A 14595-nucleotide genomic window follows, 5' to 3' on the forward strand; every position below is an offset into this window, starting at 1 on the left:
TACCAGGAGCCCCCGCCTTGAAAGAGAACATCCTCTGGCTGCATGAGCTGCGCCTGTCCGACCTCGCCCGAGTGGGAGGCAAGAACTCCTCGCTGGGCGAGATGATCGGCAATCTGGCCAACCTCGGGGTGTCGGTTCCCGGCGGTTTCGCGACCACGGCCGAGGCGTTCAAGGCCTTCATCGCCCACAACGACCTGCACCAGCGCATCTTCGACCGCCTGGCGACCCTCGACGTCGAGGACGTGCCGGCGCTGACCGCGGCCGGCGGCGAGATCCGCGGCTGGGTCATCGATGCGCCGCTGCAGCCGGACCTGGACGCGGCGATCCGCGAGGGCTACCGCAAGCTGTGCGACCAGAACGGCGGCGACCCGGTTGCGGTCGCGGTGCGCTCCTCGGCCACCGCCGAGGACCTGCCCGACGCCTCGTTCGCCGGCCAGCAGGAGACCTTCCTCAACGTGACCGGCGAGGACGATGTCGTCCACAAGGTCAAGGAAGTCTTCGCCAGCCTCTACAACGATCGCGCCATCGCCTACCGCGTGCACCACGGCTTCAAGCACGAGGACGTGTTCCTGTCCGCCGGCGTGCAGCTGATGGTGCGCTCCGACATCGGCGCCTCCGGCGTGCTGTTCACCCTCGACACCGAGTCCGGCTTCCGCGACGTGGTGTTCATCACCTCCAGCTACGGCCTGGGCGAGATGGTCGTGCAGGGCGCGGTGAACCCGGACGAGTTCTACGTCTACAAGCCGACCCTGGCCGAGGACCGCCAGGCGATCCTGCGCCGGGCGATCGGCGCCAAGCAGCTGCGGATGGTCTATTCCGACGTGCCCGGCGAGCGCGTGCGCACCGAGGACACCCCGGCCGAGCTGCGCAACAGCTTCTCGATCAGCGACGAGGACGTGCACGAGCTGGCCCGGCAGGCGCTGATCATCGAGAAGCACTACGGCCGCCCGATGGACGTGGAGTGGGCGAAGGACGGCGTCAGCGGCAAGCTGTTCATCGTCCAGGCGCGTCCGGAGACGGTGAAGTCGCGCGCCAAGGCGACCCAGATCGAGCGCTTCCAGCTGAGCGAACGCGGCAAGGTGGTCTGCGAGGGCCGCGCGATCGGCCAGAAGATCGGCAGCGGCGTCGCCCGCGTGGTGCGCTCGCTGGACGACATGAACCGGGTCCAGCCCGGCGACGTGCTGGTCGCCGACATGACCGACCCCGACTGGGAGCCGGTGATGAAGCGTTCGGCGGCGATCGTGACCAACCGTGGCGGCCGCACCTGCCACGCGGCGATCATCGCCCGCGAGCTGGGCGTGCCGGCGGTGGTCGGCACCGGCAACGCGCTGGACGCGATCCAGGACGGCCAGACCGTCACCATCAGCTGCGCCGAGGGCGATACCGGCTTCATCTACGAGGGCGCCCTGCCCTTCGAACGTCACACCGCGGACCTGGAGCGCATGCCGCCGGCACCGCTGAAGGTGATGATGAACGTCGCCAACCCCGAGCGCGCGTTCGACTTCGCGATGCTGCCCAACGCCGGCGTCGGCCTGGCCCGGCTGGAGATGATCATCGCCAGCCATATCGGCGTGCATCCCAAGGCCCTGCTCGAGTACGACCAGCAGGACGCGGAGACCAGGAAGCGCATCGACGAGCGCACCGCCGGCTACGGCAATCCGGTCGATTTCTACGTCGATCGCCTGGCCGAGGGCATCGCCACGATCACCGCCTCGTTCGCGCCCAACCCGGTCATCGTGCGCCTGTCGGACTTCAAGTCCAACGAGTACGCGAACCTGATCGGCGGCAGTCGCTACGAGCCGCACGAGGAAAACCCGATGATCGGCTACCGCGGCGCCAGCCGTTATGTCGATCCGGCGTTCGCCGACGCGTTCGCGCTGGAGTGCCGCGCGGTGCTGAAGGTGCGCGAGCAGATGGGCCTGACCAACTGCTGGGTGATGATCCCGTTCGTGCGCACGCTGGAGGAAGGCCGCAAGGTGGTCGAGGTGCTGAAGGCCAACGGTCTCGAGCAGGGCAAGGACGACCTGAAGATCATCATGATGTGCGAGCTGCCCTCCAACGCGCTGCTGGCCGAGGAGTTCCTGGAGATCTTCGACGGCTTCTCGATCGGCTCCAACGACCTGACCCAGCTCACTCTTGGCCTGGACCGTGATTCGGGCCTGGTCGCGCACCTGTTCGACGAGCGCGACCCGGCGGTGAAGAAGCTGCTGGCGATGGCGATCGCCACCGCCAAGGCCAAGGGCAAGTACGTCGGCATCTGCGGCCAGGGCCCCAGCGATCATCCCGACCTCGCCCTGTGGCTGATGGAACAGGGCATCGAGTCGGTGTCGCTCAATCCCGACACCGTGGTCGATACCTGGCTGAAGCTGGCCAAGGCAAAGGCCGGCTGAACCGCCTGCCAGCGCATCGTGCGCGGGTAACGCGTCGCTCACGCGCGACGCGTTAGGCTGCGTCAAACCAGACAACGCCCCGCCGATGCGGGGCGTTGCTTTTGCGGCCGCCGTTGCGGACCGCGGCGCCCGCAGGCGCCCGTTTCATCACAGGGAAAAAGGAGTACGCAATGCAGATTGGAGCGGTTCAGCTCAGTTCGGAGTGGCTCGCATACGCAGCCAACCTCGGCGTCAAGCTGGGCATTGGCCTGGTGGTCTTCTACATCGGCCTGCGGATCGCCCGCTGGCTGGCGGGCCTGTCCGAGCGCGGCCTGAACCGCGCCGAGGTCGACCCGATCGCGGTCCGCTTCCTGCGCAAGGTCGTCTACATCGGGCTCCTGGTGGTGCTGATCCTGGGCCTGCTGCAGGGCGTGTTCGGCATCGCCCCGACGTCGATGATCGCGGTGCTCGGCGCCGCCGGCCTGGCGATCGGCATGGCGCTGAAGGATTCGCTGTCGAACGTCGCCTCCGGGGTGATGCTGGTGTCGCTGAAGCCGTTCCGGGTCGGCGACATCGTCACCATCGCCGGCGAGACCGGCAAGGTCGAGGACGTGAGCATCTTCCAGACCAAGCTGCGCGGCGCCGACAACCAGCTGATCGTGCTGCCGAACAGCCTGATCACCGGCGATTCGATCATCAACCTGACGCCGGACGTGATGCGTCGCGTCGAGCTGGTGATCGGCATCGGCTACACCGACGACATCGACCTCGCCCGCAAGCTGGCGCTGGACATCATGCATGCCGACCCGCGGGTGCTGGCCGAGCCGTCGCCGGACGTGCTGGTCTACGGGCTGGGCGACAACAGCGTCAACCTGGGCATCCGCTGCCACGTCGCCAACGCCGACTTCTTCGTGACCAAGTGCGAGTTGACCGAGCGGATCAAGAAGGGCTTCGATGCCTCCGGAGTCAGCATTCCGTTCCCGCAGCGCGACGTCCACATGTACCACCACGTCGCCGGTGGCGGCCAGAGTGGACCGGCGACCTTGCCGCCGCAGGTCAGGGACAGTCTCGCCAGCCCCGACCACCAGCCCTCGGCCGATCCGGAGTAAGCCGCGGATCCCGCGCTCAGCGCGGGTCGGCCGCGGCCAGCCCGCGCTGGAAGCCGTCCATCCTGCGCTGTGCCTGTTCGATGATCGCGCCCTGCCCGACCCCGTCGGGCCAGGACATCACCAGCGAGTATTCGATCAGGTCGTCGTTCCTGACCACGAAGCGGCTGATTCCGATCGAAGGCGCCTCGGCGGTCGCGTACAGGAACCGCGCGGTCGGATAGCAGGTCGAACCGACCCGGCCGCCGACGACCATCTCCAGGCCGCGCCCGAACGGTGTGTCGGCCTCGATGAAGGACGCCTTGCCGTCGCCGGTGTTGCCCTGCTGGATCGCGACCACCTGGCGCAGCGCCAGCTCGTTGTCGCGCAGGTCCTCCGGCAGGCGGGTGATGACGTAGGCGGCTTCGATCGGGCCCGATCCATCGCGGCTGAACAGCGCGTAGCTGTCGTCGACCCCGCGCGAGCCGTCGTGCAGGCGCTCCATCAGGGTCCATTCGCGGAACGGCGCCAGCGCCGACAGGTCGACCCGGTAACCGGTGTCGCCCAGCGCCAGGGAGCCACTTTCCTGCGCCTGCCGGCGGCGCGGATGCACCGCCCACTGCAGTATCGCCGGTCCCTGGCAACGCTGCTCGGTCACGGTGACCACGTTGTGGATGGCCGGCGTTTCGTCGGCGCTGGCCGCGATCGGCAGCCAGGCCGCCCCCAGCGCCAGGCAGAGAAGACAGTTGCGGCTCCGGTTCATTTCGCCTCCTGCGTCGTGGTGATCCGGAAAATCCTTTCCGGCGGGTGATGCTCAGTCCGCCTGGAGGCCGCCCAGACGGCCCATGAAGCCGCGATAGTGGCGCAGCTCGGCGATCGAGTCGTGCACGTCGCTCAGCGCGGTATGGCGCGACTGCTTGCTGACCCCGGCAAGCACCGCCGGCGCCCAGCGCCGGGCCAGTTCCTTGATCGTGCTGACGTCGAGATTGCGGTAGTGGAAGTGCCGCTCGACCTGCGGCATCAGCCGGTGCAGGAAGCGGCGGTCCTGGCAGATCGAATTGCCGCACATCGGCGAGGCGCCGGCGCTGCTCCATTCGCGCAGGAAGGCCAGGGTCCTGGCCTCGGCCTCGGCGATATCGACGAGGCTGGCAAGCACCCGATCCCACAAGCCCGAGCTGCCGTGCTGGCGGCGGTTCCATTCGTCCATCGCCTGCAGGCGTTCGAGCGGGTGATGGATGGCGAGCTCGGGCCCCTCGGCCAGGACCTCGAGGCTGGCGTCGGTCACCACGGTCGCGATCTCCAGGATCGAGTCGTTGTCGGTGTCCAGGCCGGTCATCTCCAGGTCGATCCAGACCAGCCGTTCGCCCTTCCCCATCGCCATCCCCGCTGTCATCGTCATGCTGTCCTTCGTTGCCTGCTCGCCGCGACCGCCGCGTCGGGGCATGATAGCGGCAACCCAACGCCCGCGTACCGCCATGTTCAAGGACGCCGCCTCGCACTACGCCATCCTCACCGCGATGCTCGCGCCCGCGTTCTTCCTGACCGCGACCGCGTCGCTGCTGATGTCGGCGAACAACCGCCTGGCCCGGGTCATCGACCGCGCCCGCCAATTGCTGCTGGAACTGGAGACCGTCGACAACGACGGCGAGCGCGCCCGCATCGAGGCGCTGATCCTGATGCAGCGCCGGCGCAGCCGGATCACCCTGCATGGCAGCCAGTTGCTGTATCTGGCGATCAGTTGCTTCGTCGGCACCAGCCTGACCGTCGCCGCCGACGCCTTCATGGGCTACCGCTTCGTGTCCGCGCCGACGATCCTGGCCGCATTGGGGGTGACGATGATGCTGGCGGCGAGCATCCTGCTGGCTTACGAGTCGTCGCTGGCGGTGCGGGTGGTCAACGACGAGATGGACCACGGCCACAAGCGCGCCAACCAGCGGCGCCTGGGCCGGCCGTAGCCGTCGCGACCGGTTCGGGAAGGGTTCTCAGCTCTCGGCTTCGCGCCTCAACAGCTCTCGTTTGCGCTCCAGGCCCCAGCGATAGCCGGATATGTCCCCGTCGCGCCGCACGACACGATGGCAGGGAATGGCGACAGCCACGCGGTTGGCGCCGCAGGCCTGGGCCACGGCGCGGACCGCCTTCGGTGCGCCGATGCGTTGTGCGACGTCGGCATAGCTCGCCGTGGTGCCGGGCGGAATTTCGAGCAGCGCCTGCCAGACCCGCTCCTGGAAGGCGGTTCCGCGCACATCCAGCGGCAGGTTCAGGCCGATGGAAGGCGATTCGATGAAGCCCACGACCTCGGCGACCAGACGCTCGAACTTGGCGTCACCGCCAATGAGTTGTGCCTTCGGAAACTGATCCTCGAGCTCGCGAATCAAGGCATCCGGGTCGTCGTCCAGCAGGATGGCGCAGATGCCTCGTTGACTTTGCGCAACCAGGATCGCGCCCAGAGAGCATTGCCCTACCGCGAAACGGATCGTCATACCCGCGCCGCCTGCCCGGTAGTCGCGCGCGCGCATCCCCAATAGCCGGTCGGATGCCTCGTAGAAGCGACTGTTGGAGCCGAATCCGGCATCGTAGATGGCCTCGGTGACGGAAACGTCGGCGGCCCCCAGCTTCTGCCGCAGCTTCCGGGCGCGATGGGCCGAAGCATAGGCTTTGGGTGTCAGACCCGTTTCGGCCTTGAACACGCGGTGGAAATGGAACGGGCTCATGCGAGCCTGCGTGGCCAGCTCATCGAGCGAGGGTTCGGTTTCGGAAGCCTCGATCCGGCGGCAGGCCTGCGCCACCAACGCCGCGCGTCCGATCGCCGGATCGGTCCGGTCGCCCTTGCTCCGCCGGTTGGCGCGGTACCCCGCCGCCTCGGCCGCTGCCGGCGAATCGAAGAACTCCACATTCTCCCGCTTCGGGAGCCGCGCCGGCGAGCCCGGGTGGCAATACACGCCAGTGGTGCGCACGGCATAGACGAAATGCCTCGCAGCGTCGCGATCGCGGGCCTGAACGGCGCGCCAGCGCGCATCATCCGTCGTGTAGTCGGCCGAGTCCTGGACGGTCGAAGGCATGGCTGGTACCTGGAAGCATCCGCTCATCGGATCAGCATAGGGGGAAATTCGACCGCAGGAACTCCGGTTCTTGCGGTCGATGCCGGTCGCCCAGGGCGGCCGGTCATGCCGGCGCGGCGCTGTCCACGCACCGCAAGAACCGGATAGGCATCCCGGTCGGGGCCGGACAAGCTGGCGCTACTTCCCGCACGGTACCGCATTGCCATGAGAGTCGATCCCAAGTCCTGCCCGCGCAACGAGGACGCCATCCATCGTCTTGTCCGCGACCATCCTTTCGCTCATCTGATCTCCAGCCGGAGTGGCAAGCTGCTGTGCACGCCGTTGCCGCTGGTTCTCGATCATGACGTCGAAGCTCCGCACCTCATCGGTCACCTGGCCCGGTCGAACCCCCATGCAGCCGCCCTCGTTCGTGAGCCCCGCGCGCTCGTGGTGTTCAGCGGTACGCATGGATACATTTCACCGTCGTGGATGCGGGACCGGACACAGGCGCCCACCTGGAACTACGAATCCGTCCAGTTCGATGTCGAAGTCGACTTCGACGAAGACGCGGGGTTCGCGCTGGAACGGCTTGTCGCCCGCATGGAGCACGGGCGCCGGGACGCCTGGCGCGTGTCCGAGATGGGCGACCGCTATCCGGGACTCTCGCGTGCGGTGATTGCGTTTCGCGCGCGGATCATCGACACCCGCGCAAGGTTCAAGCTTGGCCAGGATGAGCGGGCGGACGTGTTCGACGACATTCTTGCCGGGTTGGAACGGGAACGACAGCACGAACTCCTGTCGGCCATGGTGCGTCAGGCATCGAGGGCCAGCGGAGATTGATCCTCCGCTGGCGATGCGGACCTCATCGGGATCCACGCGAGCAGGAGCGGATGTCCGCCTGCCCGCTCGCTCCGCCTACAAGCACGACTTCCTGTCGTGGAGGAACCTGGCGGATGCGCTGCTGAACTCGGCCGGAGGCATCGACAGAAACTCCTCCACCAGCGGAATGACCGTCTCGGGTTCTTCCACATGGCCGTAGCTCCCGCTGTATTCCAGGATCATGAAACACGCCTGGGGAGCGTGGCGCTTGAATTCCCACTGCAGCTTTGGATAGAGCGCACGGTCGTAGCGTCCCGCCAGGATCAGGGTCGGCATCTCCAGTTCGCCCAGTCGCGGCCTGAAGTCCGGGAGGCGGACGACCTCCCCTCCCGGTTCGAAATCGATGTCATGGCCGACGAACTCCCAGTAGAGCGCCTTGTTGGTCGACCCCGGTTCCGTCCTGCGTCGGTGCGCACGGTCCGGGTTGTACCAGCGGATAAGGGGGGAATGCACGGCATAGAGTGCCTGCATTTCCGGACTGGATGAGGTGTAGCCCCGTTCCCGCAGCCCCTGGATGCGTTCCCAGACTTCGGGGTACTGCTTCTCGAGCTCGGCGTTGATGTTGTCGTGATTGAGCTTCCACATCTCAGCGCTGTAGAGCGTATTCGCAAGAATCAGATGATCCACCCTGGATGGCTGGGCAAGCGCATAGGCCTGCGCCACGAGCCCTCCGTAGGAAAAGCCATACAGATTCATCGTCTCCAGACCCAGCTCGGCGCGCAGCGCCTCCAGGTCTTCGACATCCTGCTCGAAGGTGACATCTCCGATTGCAGCGGGTGCGTCGCTTCTGCCACGCCCCCGATAATCGTAGTAGATGATCTGGAACCGGTCTGCCAGCGAACTGAAGGTCGGATGCATGGACACATGCGAGTTCGCGGGGCCGCCGACCAGGACGACCAGTGGAGGCCCCTTGCCTTCCGCCTCCACCCACAGTCTTGTCCCATTCACCGGCACCAGACGTCCCGGGACGTGCTCTACAGGCGCGGCAGTCGGTACGGGCCCGCCAAGGGCCGCCAACGGAAATGCGGCCGACGTGCCCGCGATCATCCCGATCACGAGAGCGAATTTGCGCATGGGTATCTCCTTCCATCTGTTGCGTATGAGAAGTGTCGAATGCGCGGGTCCAGGCAGTAGCGGGAACGCAGCGCAATGAACGCAGCAGAGGCTAGAGAGGCAACCGGTCAGTGAATATCCGGATCTTGCTTTCCGTCAGGAGGGATCGGTTCGTGGCTTGCGGCCGTCCTGGAAAGGCCGCGGCGACCGACCGGCGCTGCGGCCGTGCTGGGCCCTGAAGGGGGCCGTCGGGCAGGCGCCAGCCTCGCGGAGCCGCCGTCGGCGACCAGCGTGATGCGGTCCCGCAGCGTGTCGGCACCGTGGCCCATCAGCGCCAGCGCGGCGTCGCCTGGGCGGACGCTGAAGCCCCCGCCCCGCCCTGCCGCGCTCAGAACGCGCGGCTGACGGTGAAGCTGCCGAACACCGGGGTCTCGGTCTGCTCGTCGAACTCGCGGGTGCTGTGGTAGCGCGCGAAGGCGAACTTCCAGCGGCGATGCATCAGCGCCACCCCATAGCCGGCATAGGCCACCAGCGGACGGCGAGCGACGCTGTGACTGTCGCGGAACAGGTTGCCGTCCAGGGTGATGTCGTGCAGCACCCAGCGCGCATCCACGGTCAGGAAGAAGTGGAAGCCGCTGGGATACCGGCTCTGCGGCTCCCGCGTCGGCGCGGTGTTCTCGCCGGCCGGGCGCAGCGGCGTGCTGCCGAAGTCGTCGGGCAGGTTGCGGCCGAAGCGGAACTCGCCGCCGAGGTTGGCGAAGGTGGTCAGATTGCCGAGGCTGCCGCCGTAATGACCGATCGCGTCCCAGCTCCAGCCCGGGTCGCCGTCGTGATTGGCCGAGACCCGGCGCATCCGCTCGTGGATCAAGCGCACGACCGGCTCGTTGCGCAACTGGTTGTCCCAGCCACGGAATTTCTCGCTGCCGGTGACCTCGTGGACCGCGTCCTGCACCTGCTCGCCGAGCGCCGCGGGACCGACGATGCCGACCTGCAACTGGGTGGTGCGCAGCCGGTCGCCCTCGCGGGCGTTGTAGCCCAGTCCGACCAGCAGCCCGGCCGCGTATGGGCGGTCGTCCTCGATCAGGTCGCTGCGGCTGAAGTCGGTCGGAGTGAAGATGCCCTGGGCGAAGGTCGCGATCATGTTCTGCTGCTCGAACCGGCTCGGCTGCAGCGCTTCCAGATGGCGGTTGACCCAGTGCGCCAGCCGCGGCAGGCACGGGTCGTCGGTGTAGTCGCGCAGGTTGGGCGAGACCAGGGTCAACTGCACGCCATTGCTGTAGCCCTGGTCCTGGCCGCCGAACAGGTCGTTGTCGACGCGGAAGTTGACCGTCGGCGGCAACCGGGTCGAGCCGTGGCGGCAGGCCTCGCGGCCCTGCGCGACGGCGGTGCCGCCTACGCCCACCGCTACCCATGCAACGGCGGCAAGCAGCCAGAATCGATAAGGTCGGGTCATGCGGAAATCACACGGAGAGTGCCACGAAACAACGGGGGAAGATTCGCATCGGGCCGGTCGCGCCGGCGGTCGCCAAGGTGCGCGACAAAGCGGCATCCGGCCCCGCTCAATCCGGCCGGCGTGCGCGCTTGGCACGGAAGTAGGCGGTCAGGCGGGCGCCGGCCTCCTCACCGAGCACCCCGCCGGTCACCTCGACGCGATGGTTGTGGCGCGGATCGGCGAGCAGGTCGAATACGCTGCCGGCGGCGCCGGTCTTGGGGTCGCGGGCGCCGTACACGACCCGACCGACCCGCGCGTGGACCATCGCCATCGCGCACATCGCGCAGGGCTCCAGGGTCACGTAGAGGGTGCTGCCGAGCAGGCGGTGATTGCCCAGCCGCATCCCGGCCTGGCGCATCGCCACGATCTCGGCGTGGGCGCTGGGGTCGTGCTCGGTGATGTTGCGGTTCCAGCCCTCGCCCAGCACCTGGCCGTCGGCCGAGACCAGCACCGCGCCGACCGGAATCTCGTCGTCCTCGCGCTCGGCGCGCGCGGCCAGCGCCAGCGCGTGGCGCATCCAGCGCTGGTCGTTGTCGGCCCGGAAATCCGGATTCGTCATGCTCGCTCTCCAGCCGCTTCCGATCTCATCGCCGCCGTAGCTGGCGCGGCATCTTCGCGCCATCGCGGGCGAACGAGCGGCTCATTCCCACTCGATCGTCGCCGGCGGCTTCCCGCTGATGTCGTAAACGACACGAGAAATGCCACGTAACTCATTGATAATACGGTTTGATACCCGACCCAGGAAGTCGTAGGGCAGATGCGCCCAGTGGGCGGTCATGAAGTCGATGGTCTCCACCGCGCGTAGCGCGATCACCCACTCGTAGGCGCGCGCGTCTCCGACCACGCCGACCGACTTCACCGGCAGGAACACGGCGAAGGCCTGGCTGGTCTTGTCGTACAGGCCGGCCTTGCGCAGCTCCTCGATGTAGATGTGGTCGGCGCGCGCCAGCAGTTCGGCATACTCGCGCTTGACCTCGCCGAGGATGCGCACGCCCAGGCCGGGGCCCGGAAACGGGTGGCGGTAGACCATCGATTCGGGCAGGCCGAGCTCGACGCCGAGACGGCGCACCTCGTCCTTGAACAGCTCGCGCAACGGCTCGACCAGGCCCAGCTTCATGTGCTCGGGCAGGCCGCCGACGTTGTGGTGGCTCTTGATCACGTGGGCCTTGCCGGTCTTGCTGCCGGCCGACTCGATCACGTCCGGGTAGATCGTGCCCTGGGCCAGCCACTTGGCCCGGCTCAGCTTGCCGGCTTCCTCGTCGAAGATCTCGACGAACAGGTTGCCGATGATCTTGCGCTTGGCTTCGGGGTCGGCGACGCCTTCCAGCGCCTCGAAATAGCGGTCGGCGGCATCGACGCGGATCACCTTGACGCCCATGTGCTCGGCGAACATCGCCATCACCTGGTCGCCCTCGTTCCAGCGCAGCAGGCCGGTATCGACGAACACACAGGTCAGCTGCGGACCGATCGCCCTGTGCAGCAGCGCGGCCACCACCGAGGAGTCGACGCCGCCGGACAGGCCGAGGATCACCTCGTCGTCGCCGACGCGTTCGCGCACCCGCGCGATCTGGTCCTCGATGATGTGGGCGGGCGTCCACAGGGTCTGGCAGCCGCAGATATCGGTGACGAAGCGGCGCAGCAGGGTCTGGCCCTGCTTGGTGTGGGTGACCTCGGGATGGAACTGCACGCCGTACCAGCGCTTGTCCTCCAGCGCCATCGCCGCGACCGGGATGCGGTCGGTGGTGGCGGTGACGGTCCAGCCCGGAGGCGCCTGGGCGACATGGTCGCCGTGGCTCATCCACACGTCGATGCGCGGTTCGCCGTCGTGGTCGCTGAGACCGCCCAGCAGCGCATCGTCGGCCAGCAGCCGCACCTCGGCGTGGCCGAACTCGCGGGCATCCGCGGCCTCGGTCGCGCCGCCCAGCTGCGCGGCCAGGGTCTGCATGCCATAGCAGATGCCGAGGATCGGCAGGCCGGCGTCGAACACCTCCTGCGGCGCACGCGGCGCGCCCTCGAGCGTGGTCGACTCCGGACCGCCCGACAGGATGATGCCCTTGGCGCCCCAGGCGGCGATTTCGGCGGGGTCGTGGTCCCAGGCCCAGATCTCGCAGTAGACGCCGATCTCGCGGATGCGGCGGGCGATCAGCTGGGTGTACTGCGCGCCGAAGTCGAGGATCAGGATCTTGTCGGAATGGATGTCGGTCATCGGGCGCCCCAGGGCTTCAGTAGTGCGGTTCAGAAGTGCGGTTCAGGCAATTGCAGGGTCTGTGCCATCGTCGCCGACAGCGCGTCGTAGCCGGCCTGCTGCGCCGGTATGTCGGCGGACCAGCGCATCGACAGCAGCGCCGAGCACGGCCGGACATCGCGGTCGCAGTCGCCGTCGACCGGCCACAGCGCCACCTGCCGGCGCAGGCCGTGCGGGTGTGTTTCAGCGGCTTCCCTGCGCAGCGCGGCCAGGTTGGAAACCCGCCCTCGAGCGGCGTCCTGCCGCCCTTCGATCCATGCCAGGTAGCGCAGCTGGTCCTGCGAAGGGAGCTGCGTGCCGTCCAGTTCCAGTGCTGCGGCGACTTCGGCGATCCCGTCCCAGCGGTCGTGCGGGAACCGCAGCGAAGGCAGGCAACGCACGTCGACGACGATGCCCTGCTCCGACGCGTCCGCCAGTCGCCAGTGGCCCGGCCGTACCTGCCTGGACCGCCATCCGCCGGGAATACCGAAGGAGGCGCCGCAGGCCTGCACCTGTTCCATCTGCGCGGCCGCGGACCTGGCAGCCGGTTGCGGCGACGGTCCTGGTCCCTGCGATGTACTGCAGCCGCCGACCAGCACCGCCAGCAGCGTCCCGCAGCCTACGAGTCCGCGTGTCACCGATCCGGCCTCAGCCGGCGCGGTAGTTCGGCGGCTCCTTGGTGATCTGCACGTCGTGGACATGGCTCTCGCGGCTGCCGGCGTTGGTCACGCGGACGAAGCTGGGCCGGGTGCGCATGTCCTCGATGGTCGCGCAGCCCACGTAGCCCATGGTCGCGCGCAGGCCGCCGGCCAGCTGGTGGACGACGTTGCCGAGCGGGCCGCGGTACGGCACCCGGCCCTCGATGCCCTCGGGCACCAGCTTGTCGGCGTCGGAGGCATCCTGGAAGTAGCGGTCCTTGGAGCCCTTCTCCATCGCGCCGAGGCTGCCCATGCCGCGGTAGCTCTTGTAGCTGCGGCCCTGGAACAGCTCGACCTCGCCCGGCGCCTCCTCGGTGCCGGCGAACAGGCCGCCGATCATCACGCTGGACGCACCGGCGACGATCGCCTTGCCGATGTCGCCGGAATAACGAATGCCTCCATCGGCGATCAGCGGGATGCGGTCCTGCAGTGCGTCGGCGACCATCGCCACCGCGGTGACCTGCGGCACGCCGACACCGGCGACGATGCGGGTGGTGCAGATCGAGCCGGGACCGACACCGACCTTGACCGCGTCGGCGCCGTGGTCCATCAGCGCCAGCGCGGCGTCGCCGGTGACGATGTTGCCGCCGATCACCTGCAACTGCGGGAAGGTCTTCTTGACCCAGCGCACCCGCTCGAGCACGCCCTGGGAATGGCCGTGGGCAGTGTCGACCACCACCACGTCGACGCCGGCGGCGGCCAGCGCCTCGACCCGGGCCTCGGTGTCGCCGCCGACACCCACCGCGGCGCCGACCAGCAGGCGTTCGCTGCTGTCGTAGGCGGCGTTGGGGTTGTCGCGCTTCTTCTGGATGTCCTTGACCGTGATCAGCCCGCGCAGCTGGAAGCCGTCGTTGACCACCAGCACCTTCTCGATCCGATGCTTGTGCAGCAGTTCGAGCACTTCCTCGTCGGAGGCGCCCTCGGCGACGGTGACCAAGCGGTCCTGCTTGGTCATGATGTGGCGGACCGGATCGTCGAGCTTCTTCTCGAAGCGCATGTCGCGGCTGGTGACGATGCCGACCAGCTGGCCGCCCTCCACCACCGGCACGCCGGAGATGTTGCGGGCCCGGGTCAGACTGAGGACCTCGCCGATGGTCGTCTCCGGACCGACGGTGAACGGCTCCTTGATCACTCCGGCCTCGAACTTCTTGACCTTTGCGACCTGGGCCGCCTGCGCCTCCGCGCTCATGTTCTTGTGGACGATGCTGATGCCGCCGAGCTGGGCCATCGCGATCGCGAGGCGGGCCTCGCTGACCGTATCCATCGCCGCCGACACGATCGGCAGGCGGATGGTCAGGTCGCGGGTCAGACGGGTGGAGAGCGAGACGTCCTTGGGCAGGACGTTGGAGTGCGCCGGTACGAGCGATACGTCGTCGTAGGTGAGCGCTTCAGCCTGGATGCGCAGCATGGGCGGGACCGGGGAGGATGAAGCGCGCCATTGTAACCTGTTCGACACCCCGCACGCGCGCACGGATGCTGAACTCCGTGTCCCGCCAGCGGGACGATCCGGCCCCGAAAGCCCCGGGAGCGGCATGCCCCAACCCCCTGAGTCAGGGGGCGATTCGCGCGCAGCGCGAACGGGGGGGTGTGGAGGCGCAACGGCGGGGCCCGAGGTTTGCGCCGCAGGATCCCGGGGATTCCCCCGGGCACGGGCCGGGGATCGCGGCTCACGCCGCTCCTGCGAGAGAAGGCGACCGCTCCTGTAGGAGCTGCGTAAGCCGCGACCGGACTTTCCCGCGAAGACTTCATTGCGGCTT

At 68.0% G+C, this 14595-nt stretch carries 13 protein-coding genes; 4 read left to right on the forward strand and 9 right to left on the reverse strand.

The window, feature by feature from the left end; genetic code table 11:
* The first annotated feature begins 17 nt into the window (after window positions 1-17).
* Together ppsA and C9I47_RS08820 are read left to right on the forward strand one after the other, a co-directional pair.
* Window positions 18-2390: a phosphoenolpyruvate synthase gene (ppsA, locus tag C9I47_RS08815; protein ID WP_111266411.1), complete on the forward strand. Its 2373-nt coding sequence runs from the start codon at window positions 18-20 to the stop codon at window positions 2388-2390.
* 170 nt (window positions 2391-2560) lie between these two features.
* Entirely contained in the window at window positions 2561-3478 is a 918-nt protein-coding gene (locus C9I47_RS08820) for a mechanosensitive ion channel family protein (protein ID WP_111266412.1), read from the forward strand.
* Window positions 3479-3494: 16 nt separating this feature from the next.
* Here C9I47_RS08820 and C9I47_RS08825 read toward each other — a convergent pair whose 3' ends face one another.
* Complete coding sequence (locus C9I47_RS08825; RefSeq protein WP_111266413.1) at window positions 3495-4217, reverse strand: hypothetical protein; 723 nt, start codon at window positions 4215-4217, stop codon at window positions 3495-3497.
* A gap of 51 nt (window positions 4218-4268) precedes the next feature.
* Window positions 4269-4847 carry an oligoribonuclease gene (gene orn, locus C9I47_RS08830; RefSeq protein WP_407067518.1) on the reverse strand — a complete coding sequence of 193 codons (579 nt, stop codon included), beginning with the start codon at window positions 4845-4847 and terminating at the stop codon, window positions 4269-4271.
* A gap of 82 nt (window positions 4848-4929) precedes the next feature.
* Here orn and C9I47_RS08835 point away from each other — a divergent pair, with 82 nt between their 5' ends.
* On the forward strand, window positions 4930-5409 hold the full coding sequence (locus C9I47_RS08835; RefSeq protein ID WP_111266415.1) for a DUF2721 domain-containing protein: 480 nt from the start codon (window positions 4930-4932) through the stop codon (window positions 5407-5409).
* Window positions 5410-5436: 27 nt separating this feature from the next.
* Here C9I47_RS08835 and ada read toward each other — a convergent pair whose 3' ends face one another.
* Complete coding sequence (gene ada, locus C9I47_RS08840; protein ID WP_111266416.1) at window positions 5437-6513, reverse strand: bifunctional DNA-binding transcriptional regulator/O6-methylguanine-DNA methyltransferase Ada; 1077 nt, start codon at window positions 6511-6513, stop codon at window positions 5437-5439.
* Window positions 6514-6717: 204 nt separating this feature from the next.
* Between ada and C9I47_RS08845 the strand changes: the two genes are divergently transcribed.
* Entirely contained in the window at window positions 6718-7332 is a 615-nt protein-coding gene (locus C9I47_RS08845) for an FMN-binding negative transcriptional regulator (RefSeq protein WP_111266417.1), read from the forward strand.
* A 75-nt stretch (window positions 7333-7407) separates the two neighbouring features.
* Here the strand turns inward: C9I47_RS08845 and C9I47_RS08850 are convergent, their stop codons facing one another.
* From C9I47_RS08850 to guaB, 6 genes are all read right to left on the reverse strand, one after another.
* Window positions 7408-8445, reverse strand: coding sequence for an alpha/beta fold hydrolase (locus tag C9I47_RS08850; protein WP_111266418.1), 1038 nt, complete (start codon window positions 8443-8445; stop codon window positions 7408-7410).
* Between the two features lie 367 nt (window positions 8446-8812).
* On the reverse strand, window positions 8813-9877 hold the full coding sequence (locus C9I47_RS08855) for a lipid A deacylase LpxR family protein (RefSeq protein ID WP_111266419.1): 1065 nt from the start codon (window positions 9875-9877) through the stop codon (window positions 8813-8815).
* A 106-nt stretch (window positions 9878-9983) separates the two neighbouring features.
* The gene (gene tadA / locus C9I47_RS08860) at window positions 9984-10475 is read right to left on the reverse strand and encodes a tRNA adenosine(34) deaminase TadA (protein ID WP_111266420.1); all 492 of its coding nucleotides are present in this window, start codon (window positions 10473-10475) and stop codon (window positions 9984-9986) included.
* Window positions 10476-10556: 81 nt separating this feature from the next.
* The gene (guaA, locus tag C9I47_RS08865) at window positions 10557-12122 is read right to left on the reverse strand and encodes a glutamine-hydrolyzing GMP synthase (protein WP_111266421.1); all 1566 of its coding nucleotides are present in this window, start codon (window positions 12120-12122) and stop codon (window positions 10557-10559) included.
* Between the two features lie 29 nt (window positions 12123-12151).
* Window positions 12152-12661 (reverse strand): hypothetical protein, encoded by a 510-nt coding sequence (locus tag C9I47_RS08870; RefSeq protein WP_111266422.1) that lies wholly within the window; start codon window positions 12659-12661, stop codon window positions 12152-12154.
* 127 nt (window positions 12662-12788) lie between these two features.
* Complete coding sequence (guaB, locus tag C9I47_RS08875; protein ID WP_111266423.1) at window positions 12789-14246, reverse strand: IMP dehydrogenase; 1458 nt, start codon at window positions 14244-14246, stop codon at window positions 12789-12791.
* Between the last annotated feature and the right edge of the window lie 349 nt (window positions 14247-14595).

This window comes from Marilutibacter maris, assembly GCF_003233695.1.
In the GTDB taxonomy this organism is placed as follows: domain Bacteria; phylum Pseudomonadota; class Gammaproteobacteria; order Xanthomonadales; family Xanthomonadaceae; genus Marilutibacter; species Marilutibacter maris.

What these genes read in the sequence shown, in the direction of transcription:
- C9I47_RS08870 (WP_111266422.1), bottom strand. Translation starts at nt 12,661, where the DNA reads ATGGAACAGGTGCAGGCCTGCGGCGCCTCCTTCGGTATTCCCGGCGGA.
- C9I47_RS08850 (WP_111266418.1), bottom strand. Translation starts at nt 8,445, where the DNA reads ATGCGCAAATTCGCTCTCGTGATCGGGATGATCGCGGGCACGTCGGCC.
- orn (WP_407067518.1), bottom strand. Translation starts at nt 4,847, where the DNA reads ATGACAGCGGGGATGGCGATGGGGAAGGGCGAACGGCTGGTCTGGATC.
- ada (WP_111266416.1), bottom strand. Translation starts at nt 6,513, where the DNA reads ATGCCTTCGACCGTCCAGGACTCGGCCGACTACACGACGGATGATGCG.
- C9I47_RS08820 (WP_111266412.1), top strand. Translation starts at nt 2,561, where the DNA reads ATGCAGATTGGAGCGGTTCAGCTCAGTTCGGAGTGGCTCGCATACGCA.
- C9I47_RS08845 (WP_111266417.1), top strand. Translation starts at nt 6,718, where the DNA reads ATGAGAGTCGATCCCAAGTCCTGCCCGCGCAACGAGGACGCCATCCAT.
- C9I47_RS08835 (WP_111266415.1), top strand. Translation starts at nt 4,930, where the DNA reads ATGTTCAAGGACGCCGCCTCGCACTACGCCATCCTCACCGCGATGCTC.
- guaA (WP_111266421.1), bottom strand. Translation starts at nt 12,122, where the DNA reads ATGACCGACATCCATTCCGACAAGATCCTGATCCTCGACTTCGGCGCG.
- guaB (WP_111266423.1), bottom strand. Translation starts at nt 14,246, where the DNA reads ATGCTGCGCATCCAGGCTGAAGCGCTCACCTACGACGACGTATCGCTC.
- tadA (WP_111266420.1), bottom strand. Translation starts at nt 10,475, where the DNA reads ATGACGAATCCGGATTTCCGGGCCGACAACGACCAGCGCTGGATGCGC.
- C9I47_RS08825 (WP_111266413.1), bottom strand. Translation starts at nt 4,217, where the DNA reads ATGAACCGGAGCCGCAACTGTCTTCTCTGCCTGGCGCTGGGGGCGGCC.
- C9I47_RS08855 (WP_111266419.1), bottom strand. Translation starts at nt 9,877, where the DNA reads ATGACCCGACCTTATCGATTCTGGCTGCTTGCCGCCGTTGCATGGGTA.